The organism is Paralysiella testudinis (assembly GCF_016894345.1).
Taxonomy (GTDB): domain Bacteria; phylum Pseudomonadota; class Gammaproteobacteria; order Burkholderiales; family Neisseriaceae; genus Paralysiella; species Paralysiella testudinis.
Genome location: NZ_CP069798.1, coordinates 397,705 through 410,915 on the forward strand (window position 1 = coordinate 397,705; position 13,211 = coordinate 410,915).

At 55.2% G+C, this 13,211-nt stretch carries 20 protein-coding genes; all 20 read right to left on the minus strand.

The features are described 5' to 3' along the window. Nucleotides 1–29 precede the first annotated feature (29 nt). On the minus strand, nucleotides 30–4,052 hold the full coding sequence (locus JQU52_RS02160) for a beta strand repeat-containing protein (RefSeq protein WP_230339544.1): 4,023 nt from the start codon (nucleotides 4,050–4,052) through the stop codon (nucleotides 30–32). Between the two features lie 83 nt (nucleotides 4,053–4,135). Beyond that, the gene (locus JQU52_RS02165) at nucleotides 4,136–4,738 is read right to left on the minus strand and encodes an Ig-like domain-containing protein (RefSeq protein ID WP_230339545.1); all 603 of its coding nucleotides are present in this window, start codon (nucleotides 4,736–4,738) and stop codon (nucleotides 4,136–4,138) included. A 2-nt stretch (nucleotides 4,739–4,740) separates the two neighbouring features. After that, nucleotides 4,741–5,064 (minus strand): Ig-like domain-containing protein, encoded by a 324-nt coding sequence (locus JQU52_RS02170; RefSeq protein ID WP_230339546.1) that lies wholly within the window; start codon nucleotides 5,062–5,064, stop codon nucleotides 4,741–4,743. Between the two features lie 12 nt (nucleotides 5,065–5,076). After that, nucleotides 5,077–5,343, minus strand: coding sequence for a hypothetical protein (locus JQU52_RS02175; RefSeq protein WP_230339547.1), 267 nt, complete (start codon nucleotides 5,341–5,343; stop codon nucleotides 5,077–5,079). A 2-nt stretch (nucleotides 5,344–5,345) separates the two neighbouring features. Continuing rightward, on the minus strand, nucleotides 5,346–5,948 hold the full coding sequence (locus tag JQU52_RS02180; RefSeq protein WP_230339545.1) for an Ig-like domain-containing protein: 603 nt from the start codon (nucleotides 5,946–5,948) through the stop codon (nucleotides 5,346–5,348). Between the two features lie 2 nt (nucleotides 5,949–5,950). Next, nucleotides 5,951–6,553: an Ig-like domain-containing protein gene (locus JQU52_RS02185; RefSeq protein WP_230339545.1), complete on the minus strand. Its 603-nt coding sequence runs from the start codon at nucleotides 6,551–6,553 to the stop codon at nucleotides 5,951–5,953. 2 nt (nucleotides 6,554–6,555) lie between these two features. Beyond that, a complete protein-coding gene (locus tag JQU52_RS02190; protein ID WP_230339545.1) occupies nucleotides 6,556–7,158 on the minus strand; it encodes an Ig-like domain-containing protein in 603 nt (200 codons plus the stop codon). 2 nt (nucleotides 7,159–7,160) lie between these two features. Then, on the minus strand, nucleotides 7,161–7,763 hold the full coding sequence (locus tag JQU52_RS02195; RefSeq protein WP_230339548.1) for an Ig-like domain-containing protein: 603 nt from the start codon (nucleotides 7,761–7,763) through the stop codon (nucleotides 7,161–7,163). Between the two features lie 2 nt (nucleotides 7,764–7,765). Further along, the gene (locus JQU52_RS02200) at nucleotides 7,766–8,368 is read right to left on the minus strand and encodes an Ig-like domain-containing protein (RefSeq protein WP_230339545.1); all 603 of its coding nucleotides are present in this window, start codon (nucleotides 8,366–8,368) and stop codon (nucleotides 7,766–7,768) included. A gap of 2 nt (nucleotides 8,369–8,370) precedes the next feature. Beyond that, a complete protein-coding gene (locus JQU52_RS02205) occupies nucleotides 8,371–8,973 on the minus strand; it encodes an Ig-like domain-containing protein (protein ID WP_230339548.1) in 603 nt (200 codons plus the stop codon). Between the two features lie 2 nt (nucleotides 8,974–8,975). Then, on the minus strand, nucleotides 8,976–9,578 hold the full coding sequence (locus JQU52_RS02210) for an Ig-like domain-containing protein (protein WP_230339545.1): 603 nt from the start codon (nucleotides 9,576–9,578) through the stop codon (nucleotides 8,976–8,978). A 2-nt stretch (nucleotides 9,579–9,580) separates the two neighbouring features. Next, a complete protein-coding gene (locus JQU52_RS02215) occupies nucleotides 9,581–9,904 on the minus strand; it encodes an Ig-like domain-containing protein (RefSeq protein WP_230339546.1) in 324 nt (107 codons plus the stop codon). Then, the gene (locus tag JQU52_RS02220; RefSeq protein ID WP_230339549.1) at nucleotides 9,894–10,184 is read right to left on the minus strand and encodes a hypothetical protein; all 291 of its coding nucleotides are present in this window, start codon (nucleotides 10,182–10,184) and stop codon (nucleotides 9,894–9,896) included. The genes JQU52_RS02215 and JQU52_RS02220 overlap by 11 nt, the downstream gene beginning before the upstream one ends. Before the next feature lie 2 nt (nucleotides 10,185–10,186). Beyond that, nucleotides 10,187–10,510: an Ig-like domain-containing protein gene (locus JQU52_RS02225; RefSeq protein WP_230339546.1), complete on the minus strand. Its 324-nt coding sequence runs from the start codon at nucleotides 10,508–10,510 to the stop codon at nucleotides 10,187–10,189. Nucleotides 10,511–10,522: 12 nt separating this feature from the next. Beyond that, complete coding sequence (locus JQU52_RS02230) at nucleotides 10,523–10,789, minus strand: hypothetical protein (protein WP_230339547.1); 267 nt, start codon at nucleotides 10,787–10,789, stop codon at nucleotides 10,523–10,525. Nucleotides 10,790–10,791: 2 nt separating this feature from the next. After that, nucleotides 10,792–11,115: an Ig-like domain-containing protein gene (locus JQU52_RS02235; protein WP_230339546.1), complete on the minus strand. Its 324-nt coding sequence runs from the start codon at nucleotides 11,113–11,115 to the stop codon at nucleotides 10,792–10,794. Nucleotides 11,116–11,127: 12 nt separating this feature from the next. Continuing rightward, nucleotides 11,128–11,394 carry a hypothetical protein gene (locus tag JQU52_RS02240; protein WP_230339547.1) on the minus strand — a complete coding sequence of 89 codons (267 nt, stop codon included), beginning with the start codon at nucleotides 11,392–11,394 and terminating at the stop codon, nucleotides 11,128–11,130. Between the two features lie 2 nt (nucleotides 11,395–11,396). Next, the gene (locus JQU52_RS02245) at nucleotides 11,397–11,999 is read right to left on the minus strand and encodes an Ig-like domain-containing protein (protein WP_230339545.1); all 603 of its coding nucleotides are present in this window, start codon (nucleotides 11,997–11,999) and stop codon (nucleotides 11,397–11,399) included. 2 nt (nucleotides 12,000–12,001) lie between these two features. Beyond that, nucleotides 12,002–12,604 carry an Ig-like domain-containing protein gene (locus JQU52_RS02250; protein WP_230339550.1) on the minus strand — a complete coding sequence of 201 codons (603 nt, stop codon included), beginning with the start codon at nucleotides 12,602–12,604 and terminating at the stop codon, nucleotides 12,002–12,004. Between the two features lie 2 nt (nucleotides 12,605–12,606). Next, a complete protein-coding gene (locus JQU52_RS02255; RefSeq protein ID WP_230339545.1) occupies nucleotides 12,607–13,209 on the minus strand; it encodes an Ig-like domain-containing protein in 603 nt (200 codons plus the stop codon). Nucleotides 13,210–13,211: the final 2 nt, after the last annotated feature.

Genomic DNA, 13,211 nt, shown 5'->3' on the forward strand with positions numbered 1-13,211 from the left:
AAACTACGGTATACAAAACAACTGAATCATTAAATCACAATCACCCCTTGTTGAATGTATACATCGTTACTTGTGTCACCACCCGCAGTACTGTGGCGATAAACATCGTAGCTGATGCCGTCTTCTACTGCTGTATTAACCTTGCTCCAGCTATCAGTTCCATCGCCCAATTTTATTTGTCCTTGGCCATCGCTATTCCAGTTGCCTTTACTACTACCACCGCCTAAGTCAACTTTATTTACCGATGTTCCAGTAACATATAATGGGCCTGTATTCGTAGTATCTGCCAGTAAATCAGCATACTTGATATCAACAGTAGCATTGCCCGCCATTTGGATTTTTTCAAATCCGGTAAAATTAGCTGAAGACATGTGCGTAATGTCGGTACCCCAAGGTTCAGTAGCGCTATTCAAAATCAAAGTATCAATACCGCTGCCACCGTTAATTTTAGCATCACGATCTACGTTGGAATAAATACCGCCCCAAGTAACAATATCATTACCTGCACCCATATCTATGGTTGGCACACCTATACCATTTCCGAGTTCAAATCGAATAGTAAGTTGATCATTACCGTTCCCAAATAAAATACTGGCATTGTTATTAACACCATCGGTAACAACAGTATTATTGCCATTACCCATATCAACAGTGGTTCCACCTTGAATACGGCCGCCAACGGATAAAATATCATTCCCCTCACCCATATTAACCGTAGCAGAATTGACATAGCCGCCAACGGATAAAATATCATTCCCCTCACCCATATTAACCGTAGCAGAATTGACATAGCCGGCAACAGAAACAACATCATCTCCACCGCCCATGTAAACTTTGCCATCTGTAGTAAGATTACGGCCAATTGTTAAGGTGTCTTTACCGATATCGGAACCGTCATCAACCAGTGTCCCAGCACCAGATGCCATTTTATAGCCATCCGTAAATGGATTACCGTTAGCCACCCCGCCAATTACAAGGGCATTGTACATATCTTTTTCAACATACAGGCTGTCATCACCAAGCCCCAGTATAACAATGCTGTTATCATATAAATAAGCACCACTGCCACTACCTGTATTCACAGCAGTCCCATCTAAAGGTTGATCTGCTCTTAGTGCTTTGCCCGTATCAGTAAGTACAATACTATCATTGCCGGAACCCATATCAATGATGCTGTTACCTCTTACATTGCCACCTTGTAAACGCAATACATCATTACCCGCACCAAGAAGAACTGTAGCAGAAGCGATATCATCACGATCACCGGCTACAGAAGAATAATCACCCACAATCACCGTATCATTACCGCTGCCGGCTGTTACCCAGCTGCGGTCGATACCAATAATGTCATTACCCACAATCAAAGTATTGTTTCCCTCACCCAGCGCAACGCCACCATTTTGGTTATTACTGCCAATACTTTGTGATAATTTTACGTAGTCATCCCCGCCCAATGTTTGTAATACGGCACCTCGCTCAATATTACCAATGCCTATATCTGCTTGCACCTTGCCTTCTTCCCCATAACCAATCAGCACCTTATCAGAATTCTCACTGGTAAATTGATACTTTGTATCCCCGGTATTGGTTGAGAAAGCTTTGCCACTGGAATCAACACCATTGGATGAATTCACAGTTTGATAATACAAAACTGGTATGGACAAGATATTGTCAACTGTAAACTTAACATCCAACGGTTTTGAAACCAAGCCTGTAGCATCAACTGCCACTACCTTATAGCCGGTAAACACATTCGGCAATGTTTCAAAGTCATTATTCGGATTGCTGCTGATGGCAGAACCTGTGGTTGCCAATGCACCACCCATAGTAGTTAGATAAACTCTGCCTTGGGCGTCAATACTGTATTTACCATCAGCACTGGTATTGCCGATTAGCTTACCTGCCGCATCAGCAAACTGATAATTTATAACCGCATTATCTTTATCGGTAGCAGCTACAGTACCAACCGGGTTTGCTGCGAGCTGATTCTCAAAATAACGTATACTGATTTCACTATTTGCCGCATCAGTTGCAACCAATTCAGGTTTGTAAGGGGCAGTTTGCTCAGTGGTGGCTTGATTACCCGCCGCATCTGTCGACAACGCCGTAACTTTGGAACCATCTCTTACCATACTTTCAGGTAGCGTTACCTTGCCTGTTGCCGCATCAAATACCAAGCCGGCAGGTTGATCACCGGAAATAGCCCATGTCGTTCCATTTTTGATAACCGTTGTGCTCTTAGCAGCGCCAGTCTCATCAATAAATTCAATCACAATTGTCCGTGTATTGTCAGCTCCTCCTCCTTGAGAGCTAACTGTCATGCTACCGCCATCGTTTACAATAATGCTGGCAGGATTTGCTACGGTGTCTACGCTGATTTCCTTGGCCGCTGATACGCTACTGCCTTTCACCGTCGCCGTCAGTTTGTCCGCGCCTTCGCCCATTGCGGTGATATTCGCTTGGCTTACCGGAATGCTCCAAGTGCCGTCAGCTTTAACCACAGATTCACCAACCTTATTGCCCGACGCATCGGTCAATACGATGGTTTGGCCTTCTTTACCTGTGCCGGTAACGTTGAAACCCGCAGCAGCTTCTGCTTTGTTTACTACGTCATCGCCCGCAACCTTATCAATGGCCACGCTTGGGTTCGATCCGGCTGTTGTGCTGCCTTCGGCACTTTGGTTGCCCGCAGCGTCTTGCGCCGTTGCCTTAACAGTGCTGCCATCGGCCACTTTGTCGGCAGGAATGGTCGCGGTGGTGCCGCCTGCGACTACGCTCGGAATAGTGTCCGTGTTGTCCGAAGTCCAGCTGCCGTCGGCATTTTTGGTCAGGGTCACAGGCACTGCGGCAGTGCCGTTTTCCGGTGTTACTTGAACCGTTACCTTGTCGCCCGGTTTGGCATCCGCCGGCAAACCCACAGTTACTTCGCCGTTGGCTCCCCCACTAACCGTCGGCGCACTCGGCGCTACGGTGTCTACGCTGATTTCCTTGGCCGCTGATACGCTACTGCCTTTCACCGTCGCCGTCAGTTTGTCCGCGCCTTCGCCCATTGCGGTGATATTCGCTTGGCTTACCGGAATGCTCCAAGTGCCGTCAGCTTTAACCACAGATTCACCAACCTTATTGCCCGACGCATCGGTCAATACGATGGTTTGGCCTTCTTTACCTGTGCCGGTAACGTTGAAACCCGCAGCAGCTTCTGCTTTGTTTACTACGTCATCGCCCGCAACCTTATCAATGGCCACGCTTGGGTTCGATCCGGCTGTTGTGCTGCCTTCGGCACTTTGGTTGCCCGCAGCGTCTTGCGCCGTTGCCTTAACAGTGCTGCCATCGGCCACTTTGTCGGCAGGAATGGTCGCGGTGGTGCCGCCTGCGACTACGCTCGGAATAGTGTCCGTGTTGTCCGAAGTCCAGCTGCCGTCGGCATTTTTGGTCAGGGTCACAGGCACTGCGGCAGTGCCGTTTTCCGGTGTTACTTGAACCGTTACCTTGTCGCCCGGTTTGGCATCCGCCGGCAAACCCACAGTTACTTCGCCGTTGGCTCCCCCACTAACCGTCGGCGCACTCGGCGCGGTTACGTCCGGGGCGGTTACATTGGTCGCACCCGATTCGTTACCTGCTTTATCTGTGGCGCTAACCGGCAGCTTGCTGCCTTCCGGCTGCACCGGAATGGTGATGCTGTAGTCACCTTTGTCGTCGCCGTCAGCTTTAACCACAGATTCACCAACCTTATTGCCCGACGCATCGGTCAATACGATGGTTTGGCCTTCTTTACCTGTGCCGGTAACGTTGAAACCCGCAGCAGCTTCTGCTTTGTTTACTACGTCATCGCCCGCAACCTTATCAATGGCCACGCTTGGGTTCGATCCGGCTGTTGTGCTGCCTTCGGCACTTTGGTTGCCCGCAGCGTCTTGCGCCGTTGCCTTAACAGTGCTGCCATCGGCCACTTTGTCGGCAGGAATGGTCGCGGTGGTGCCGCCTGCGACTACGCTCGGAATAGTGTCCGTGTTGTCCGAAGTCCAGCTGCCGTCGGCATTTTTGGTCAGGGTCACAGGCACTGCGGCAGTGCCGTTTTCCGGTGTTACTTGAACCGTTACCTTGTCGCCCGGTTTGGCATCCGCCGGCAAACCCACAGTTACTTCGCCGTTGGCTCCCCACTAACCGTCGGCGCACTCGGCGCTACGGTGTCTACGCTGATTTCCTTGGCCGCTGATACGCTACTGCCTTTCACCGTCGCCGTCAGTTTGTCCGCGCCTTCGCCCATTGCGGTGATATTCGCTTGGCTTACCGGAATGCTCCAAGTGCCGTCAGCTTTAACCACAGATTCACCAACCTTATTGCCCGACGCATCGGTCAATACGATGGTTTGGCCTTCTTTACCTGTGCCGGTAACGTTGAAACCCGCAGCAGCTTCTGCTTTGTTTACTACGTCATCGCCCGCAACCTTATCAATGGCCACGCTTGGGTTCGATCCGGCTGTTGTGCTGCCTTCGGCACTTTGGTTGCCCGCAGCGTCTTGCGCCGTTGCCTTAACAGTGCTGCCATCGGCCACTTTGTCGGCAGGAATGGTCGCGGTGGTGCCGCCTGCGACTACGCTCGGAATAGTGTCCGTGTTGTCCGAAGTCCAGCTGCCGTCGGCATTTTTGGTCAGGGTCACAGGCACTGCGGCAGTGCCGTTTTCCGGTGTTACTTGAACCGTTACCTTGTCGCCCGGTTTGGCATCCGCCGGCAAACCCACAGTTACTTCGCCGTTGGCTCCCCACTAACCGTCGGCGCACTCGGCGCTACGGTGTCTACGCTGATTTCCTTGGCCGCTGATACGCTACTGCCTTTCACCGTCGCCGTCAGTTTGTCCGCGCCTTCGCCCATTGCGGTGATATTCGCTTGGCTTACCGGAATGCTCCAAGTGCCGTCAGCTTTAACCACAGATTCACCAACCTTATTGCCCGACGCATCGGTCAATACGATGGTTTGGCCTTCTTTACCTGTGCCGGTAACGTTGAAACCCGCAGCAGCTTCTGCTTTGTTTACTACGTCATCGCCCGCAACCTTATCAATGGCCACGCTTGGGTTCGATCAGGCTGTTGTGCTGCCTTCGGCACTTTGGTTGCCCGCAGCGTCTTGCGCCGTTGCCTTAACAGTGCTGCCATCGGCCACTTTGTCGGCAGGAATGGTCGCGGTGGTGCCGCCTGCGACTACGCTCGGAATAGTGTCCGTGTTGTCCGAAGTCCAGCTGCCGTCGGCATTTTTGGTCAGGGTCACAGGCACTGCGGCAGTGCCGTTTTCCGGTGTTACTTGAACCGTTACCTTGTCGCCCGGTTTGGCATCCGCCGGCAAACCCACAGTTACTTCGCCGTTGGCTCCCCACTAACCGTCGGCGCACTCGGCGCTACGGTGTCTACGCTGATTTCCTTGGCCGCTGATACGCTACTGCCTTTCACCGTCGCCGTCAGTTTGTCCGCGCCTTCGCCCATTGCGGTGATATTCGCTTGGCTTACCGGAATGCTCCAAGTGCCGTCAGCTTTAACCACAGATTCACCAACCTTATTGCCCGACGCATCGGTCAATACGATGGTTTGGCCTTCTTTACCTGTGCCGGTAACGTTGAAACCCGCAGCAGCTTCTGCTTTGTTTACTACGTCATCGCCCGCAACCTTATCAATGGCCACGCTTGGGTTCGATCCGGCTGTTGTGCTGCCTTCGGCACTTTGGTTGCCCGCAGCGTCTTGCGCCGTTGCCTTAACAGTGCTGCCATCGGCCACTTTGTCGGCAGGAATGGTCGCGGTGGTGCCGCCTGCGACTACGCTCGGAATAGTGTCCGTGTTGTCCGAAGTCCAGCTGCCGTCGGCATTTTTGGTCAGGGTCACAGGCACTGCGGCAGTGCCGTTTTCCGGTGTTACTTGAACCGTTACCTTGTCGCCCGGTTTGGCATCCGCCGGCAAACCCACAGTTACTTCGCCGTTGGCTCCCCACTAACCGTCGGCGCACTCGGCGCTACGGTGTCTACGCTGATTTCCTTGGCCGCTGATACGCTACTGCCTTTCACCGTCGCCGTCAGTTTGTCCGCGCCTTCGCCCATTGCGGTGATATTCGCTTGGCTTACCGGAATGCTCCAAGTGCCGTCAGCTTTAACCACAGATTCACCAACCTTATTGCCCGACGCATCGGTCAATACGATGGTTTGGCCTTCTTTACCTGTGCCGGTAACGTTGAAACCCGCAGCAGCTTCTGCTTTGTTTACTACGTCATCGCCCGCAACCTTATCAATGGCCACGCTTGGGTTCGATCCGGCTGTTGTGCTGCCTTCGGCACTTTGGTTGCCCGCAGCGTCTTGCGCCGTTGCCTTAACAGTGCTGCCATCGGCCACTTTGTCGGCAGGAATGGTCGCGGTGGTGCCGCCTGCGACTACGCTCGGAATAGTGTCCGTGTTGTCCGAAGTCCAGCTGCCGTCGGCATTTTTGGTCAGGGTCACAGGCACTGCGGCAGTGCCGTTTTCCGGTGTTACTTGAACCGTTACCTTGTCGCCCGGTTTGGCATCCGCCGGCAAACCCACAGTTACTTCGCCGTTGGCTCCCCACTAACCGTCGGCGCACTCGGCGCTACGGTGTCTACGCTGATTTCCTTGGCCGCTGATACGCTACTGCCTTTCACCGTCGCCGTCAGTTTGTCCGCGCCTTCGCCCATTGCGGTGATATTCGCTTGGCTTACCGGAATGCTCCAAGTGCCGTCAGCTTTAACCACAGATTCACCAACCTTATTGCCCGACGCATCGGTCAATACGATGGTTTGGCCTTCTTTACCTGTGCCGGTAACGTTGAAACCCGCAGCAGCTTCTGCTTTGTTTACTACGTCATCGCCCGCAACCTTATCAATGGCCACGCTTGGGTTCGATCCGGCTGTTGTGCTGCCTTCGGCACTTTGGTTGCCCGCAGCGTCTTGCGCCGTTGCCTTAACAGTGCTGCCATCGGCCACTTTGTCGGCAGGAATGGTCGCGGTGGTGCCGCCTGCGACTACGCTCGGAATAGTGTCCGTGTTGTCCGAAGTCCAGCTGCCGTCGGCATTTTTGGTCAGGGTCACAGGCACTGCGGCAGTGCCGTTTTCCGGTGTTACTTGAACCGTTACCTTGTCGCCCGGTTTGGCATCCGCCGGCAAACCCACAGTTACTTCGCCGTTGGCTCCCCACTAACCGTCGGCGCACTCGGCGCTACGGTGTCTACGCTGATTTCCTTGGCCGCTGATACGCTACTGCCTTTCACCGTCGCCGTCAGTTTGTCCGCGCCTTCGCCCATTGCGGTGATATTCGCTTGGCTTACCGGAATGCTCCAAGTGCCGTCAGCTTTAACCACAGATTCACCAACCTTATTGCCCGACGCATCGGTCAATACGATGGTTTGGCCTTCTTTACCTGTGCCGGTAACGTTGAAACCCGCAGCAGCTTCTGCTTTGTTTACTACGTCATCGCCCGCAACCTTATCAATGGCCACGCTTGGGTTCGATCCGGCTGTTGTGCTGCCTTCGGCACTTTGGTTGCCCGCAGCGTCTTCCGCCGTTGCCTTAACAGTGCTGCCATCGGCCACTTTGTTGGCAGGAATGGTCGCGGTGGTGTCGACTGCGGCTACGTTCGGAATAGTGTCCGTGTTGTCCGAAGTCCAGCTGCCGTCGGCATTTTTGGTCAGGGTCACAGGCACTGCGGCAGTGCCGTTTTCCGGTGTTACTTGAACCGTTACCTTGTCGCCCGGTTTGGCATCCGCCGGCAAACCCACAGTTACTTCGCCGTTGGCTCCCCACTAACCGTCGGCGCACTCGGCGCTACGGTGTCTACGCTGATTTCCTTGGCCGCTGATACGCTACTGCCTTTCACCGTCGCCGTCAGTTTGTCCGCGCCTTCGCCCATTGCGGTGATATTCGCTTGGCTTACCGGAATGCTCCAAGTGCCGTCAGCTTTAACCACAGATTCACCAACCTTATTGCCCGACGCATCGGTCAATACGATGGTTTGGCCTTCTTTACCTGTGCCGGTAACGTTGAAACCCGCAGCAGCTTCTGCTTTGTTTACTACGTCATCGCCCGCAACCTTATCAATGGCCACGCTTGGGTTCGATCCGGCTGTTGTGCTGCCTTCGGCACTTTGGTTGCCCGCAGCGTCTTGCGCCGTTGCCTTAACAGTGCTGCCATCGGCCACTTTGTCGGCAGGAATGGTCGCGGTGGTGCCGCCTGCGACTACGCTCGGAATAGTGTCCGTGTTGTCCGAAGTCCAGCTGCCGTCGGCATTTTTGGTCAGGGTCACAGGCACTGCGGCAGTGCCGTTTTCCGGTGTTACTTGAACCGTTACCTTGTCGCCCGGTTTGGCATCCGCCGGCAAACCCACAGTTACTTCGCCGTTGGCTCCCCACTAACCGTCGGCGCACTCGGCGCTACGGTGTCTACGCTGATTTCCTTGGCCGCTGATACGCTACTGCCTTTCACCGTCGCCGTCAGTTTGTCCGCGCCTTCGCCCATTGCGGTGATATTCGCTTGGCTTACCGGAATGCTCCAAGTGCCGTCAGCTTTAACCACAGATTCACCAACCTTATTGCCCGACGCATCGGTCAATACGATGGTTTGGCCTTCTTTACCTGTGCCGGTAACGTTGAAACCCGCAGCAGCTTCTGCTTTGTTTACTACGTCATCGCCCGCAACCTTATCAATGGCCACGCTTGGGTTCGATCCGGCTGTTGTGCTGCCTTCGGCACTTTGGTTGCCCGCAGCGTCTTCCGCCGTTGCCTTAACAGTGCTGCCATCGGCCACTTTGTTGGCAGGAATGGTCGCGGTGGTGTCGACTGCGGCTACGTTCGGAATAGTGTCCGTGTTGTCCGAAGTCCAGCTGCCGTCGGCATTTTTGGTCAGGGTCACAGGCACTGCGGCAGTGCCGTTTTCCGGTGTTACTTGAACCGTTACCTTGTCGCCCGGTTTGGCATCCGCCGGCAAACCCACAGTTACTTCGCCGTTGGCTCCCCACTAACCGTCGGCGCACTCGGCGCTACGGTGTCTACGCTGATTTCCTTGGCCGCTGATACGCTACTGCCTTTCACCGTCGCCGTCAGTTTGTCCGCGCCTTCGCCCATTGCGGTGATATTCGCTTGGCTTACCGGAATGCTCCAAGTGCCGTCAGCTTTAACCACAGATTCACCAACCTTATTGCCCGACGCATCGGTCAATACGATGGTTTGGCCTTCTTTACCTGTGCCGGTAACGTTGAAACCCGCAGCAGCTTCTGCTTTGTTTACTACGTCATCGCCCGCAACCTTATCAATGGCCACGCTTGGGTTCGATCCGGCTGTTGTGCTGCCTTCGGCACTTTGGTTGCCCGCAGCGTCTTGCGCCGTTGCCTTAACAGTGCTGCCATCGGCCACTTTGTCGGCAGGAATGGTCGCGGTGGTGCCGCCTGCGACTACGCTCGGAATAGTGTCCGTGTTGTCCGAAGTCCAGCTGCCGTCGGCATTTTTGGTCAGGGTCACAGGCACTGCGGCAGTGCCGTTTTCCGGTGTTACTTGAACCGTTACCTTGTCGCCCGGTTTGGCATCCGCCGGCAAACCCACAGTTACTTCGCCGTTGGCTCCCCACTAACCGTCGGCGCACTCGGCGCTACGGTGTCTACGCTGATTTCCTTGGCCGCTGATACGCTACTGCCTTTCACCGTCGCCGTCAGTTTGTCCGCGCCTTCGCCCATTGCGGTGATATTCGCTTGGCTTACCGGAATGCTCCAAGTGCCGTCAGCTTTAACCACAGATTCACCAACCTTATTGCCCGACGCATCGGTCAATACGATGGTTTGGCCTTCTTTACCTGTGCCGGTAACGTTGAAACCCGCAGCAGCTTCTGCTTTGTTTACTACGTCATCGCCCGCAACCTTATCAATGGCCACGCTTGGGTTCGATCCAGGCTGTTGTGCTGCCTTCGGCACTTTGGTTGCCCGCAGCGTCTTGCGCCGTTGCCTTAACAGTGCTGCCATCGGCCACTTTGTCGGCAGGAATGGTCGCGGTGGTGCCGCCTGCGACTACGCTCGGAATAGTGTCCGTGTTGTCCGAAGTCCAGCTGCCGTCGGCATTTTTGGTCAGGGTCACAGGCACTGCGGCAGTGCCGTTTTCCGGTGTTACTTGAACCGTTACCTTGTCGCCCGGTTTGGCATCCGCCGGCAAACCCACAGTTACTTCGCCGTTGGCTCCCCACTAACCGTCGGCGCACTCGGCGCTACGGTGTCTACGCTGATTTCCTTGGCCGCTGATACGCTACTGCCTTTCACCGTCGCCGTCAGTTTGTCCGCGCCTTCGCCCATTGCGGTGATATTCGCTTGGCTTACCGGAATGCTCCAAGTGCCGTCAGCTTTAACCACAGATTCACCAACCTTATTGCCCGACGCATCGGTCAATACGATGGTTTGGCCTTCTTTACCTGTGCCGGTAACGTTGAAACCCGCAGCAGCTTCTGCTTTGTTTACTACGTCATCGCCCGCAACCTTATCAATGGCCACGCTTGGGTTCGATCAGGCTGTTGTGCTGCCTTCGGCACTTTGGTTGCCCGCAGCGTCTTGCGCCGTTGCCTTAACAGTGCTGCCATCGGCCACTTTGTCGGCAGGAATGGTCGCGGTGGTGCCGCCTGCGACTACGCTCGGAATAGTGTCCGTGTTGTCCGAAGTCCAGCTGCCGTCGGCATTTTTGGTCAGGGTCACAGGCACTGCGGCAGTGCCGTTTTCCGGTGTTACTTGAACCGTTACCTTGTCGCCCGGTTTGGCATCCGCCGGCAAACCCACAGTTACTTCGCCGTTGGCTCCCCACTAACCGTCGGCGCACTCGGCGCTACGGTGTCTACGCTGATTTCCTTGGCCGCTGATACGCTACTGCCTTTCACCGTCGCCGTCAGTTTGTCCGCGCCTTCGCCCATTGCGGTGATATTCGCTTGGCTTACCGGAATGCTCCAAGTGCCGTCAGCTTTAACCACAGATTCACCAACCTTATTGCCCGACGCATCGGTCAATACGATGGTTTGGCCTTCTTTACCTGTGCCGGTAACGTTGAAACCCGCAGCAGCTTCTGCTTTGTTTACTACGTCATCGCCCGCAACCTTATCAATGGCCACGCTTGGGTTCGATCAGGCTGTTGTGCTGCCTTCGGCACTTTGGTTGCCCGCAGCGTCTTGCGCCGTTGCCTTAACAGTGCTGCCATCGGCCACTTTGTCGGCAGGAATGGTCGCGGTGGTGCCGCCTGCGACTACGCTCGGAATAGTGTCCGTGTTGTCCGAAGTCCAGCTGCCGTCGGCATTTTTGGTCAGGGTCACAGGCACTGCGGCAGTGCCGTTTTCCGGTGTTACTTGAACCGTTACCTTGTCGCCCGGTTTGGCATCCGCCGGCAAACCCACAGTTACTTCGCCGTTGGCTCCCCACTAACCGTCGGCGCACTCGGCGCTACGGTGTCTACGCTGATTTCCTTGGCCGCTGATACGCTACTGCCTTTCACCGTCGCCGTCAGTTTGTCCGCGCCTTCGCCCATTGCGGTGATATTCGCTTGGCTTACCGGAATGCTCCAAGTGCCGTCAGCTTTAACCACAGATTCACCAACCTTATTGCCCGACGCATCGGTCAATACGATGGTTTGGCCTTCTTTACCTGTGCCGGTAACGTTGAAACCCGCAGCAGCTTCTGCTTTGTTTACTACGTCATCGCCCGCAACCTTATCAATGGCCACGCTTGGGTTCGATCCGGCTGTTGTGCTGCCTTCGGCACTTTGGTTGCCCGCAGCGTCTTGCGCCGTTGCCTTAACAGTGCTGCCATCGGCCACTTTGTCGGCAGGAATGGTCGCGGTGGTGCCGCCTGCGACTACGCTCGGAATAGTGTCCGTGTTGTCCGAAGTCCAGCTGCCGTCGGCATTTTTGGTCAGGGTCACAGGCACTGCGGCAGTGCCGTTTTCCGGTGTTACTTGAACCGTTACCTTGTCGCCCGGTTTGGCATCCGCCGGCAAACCCACAGTTACTTCGCCGTTGGCTCCCCACTAACCGTCGGCGCACTCGGCGCTACGGTGTCTACGCTGATTTCCTTGGCCGCTGATACGCTACTGCCTTTCACCGTCGCCGTCAGTTTGTCCGCGCCTTCGCCCATTGCGGTGATATTCGCTTGGCTTACCGGAATGCTCCAAGTGCCGTCAGCTTTAACCACAGATTCACCAACCTTATTGCCCGACGCATCGGTCAATACGATGGTTTGGCCTTCTTTACCTGTGCCGGTAACGTTGAAACCCGCAGCAGCTTCTGCTTTGTTTACTACGTCATCGCCCGCAACCTTATCAATGGCCACGCTTGGGTTCGATCCGGCTGTTGTGCTGCCTTCGGCACTTTGGTTGCCCGCAGCGTCTTGCGCCGTTGCCTTAACAGTGCTGCCATCGGCCACTTTGTCGGCAGGAATGGTCGCGGTGGTGCCGCCTGCGGCTACGCTCGGAATAGTGTCCGTGTTGTCCGAAGTCCAGCTGCCGTCGGCATTTTTGGTCAGGGTCACAGGCACTGCGGCAGTGCCGTTTTCCGGTGTTACTTGAACCGTTACCTTGTCGCCCGGTTTGGCATCCGCCGGCAAACCCACAGTTACTTCGCCGTTGGCTCCCCACTAACCGTCGGCGCACTCGGCGCTACGGTGTCTACGCTGATTTCCTTGGCCGCTGATACGCTACTGCCTTTCACCGTCGCCGTCAGTTTGTCCGCGCCTTCGCCCATTGCGGTGATATTCGCTTGGCTTACCGGAATGCTCCAAGTGCCGTCAGCTTTAACCACAGATTCACCAACCTTATTGCCCGACGCATCGGTCAATACGATGGTTTGGCCTTCTTTACCTGTGCCGGTAACGTTGAAACCCGCAGCAGCTTCTGCTTTGTTTACTACGTCATCGCCCGCAACCTTATCAATGGCCACGCTTGGGTTCGATCCGGCTGTTGTGCTGCCTTCGGCACTTTGGTTGCCCGCAGCGTCTTGCGCCGTTGCCTTAACAGTGCTGCCATCGGCCACTTTGTCGGCAGGAATGGTCGCGGTGGTGCCGCCTGCGACTACGCTCGGAATAGTGTCCGTGTTGTCCGAAGTCCAGCTGCCGTCGGCATTTTTGGTCAGGGTCACAGGCACTGCGGCAGTGCCGTTTTCCGGTGTTACTTGAACCGTTACCTTGTCGCCCGGTTTGGCATCCGCCGGCAAACCCACAG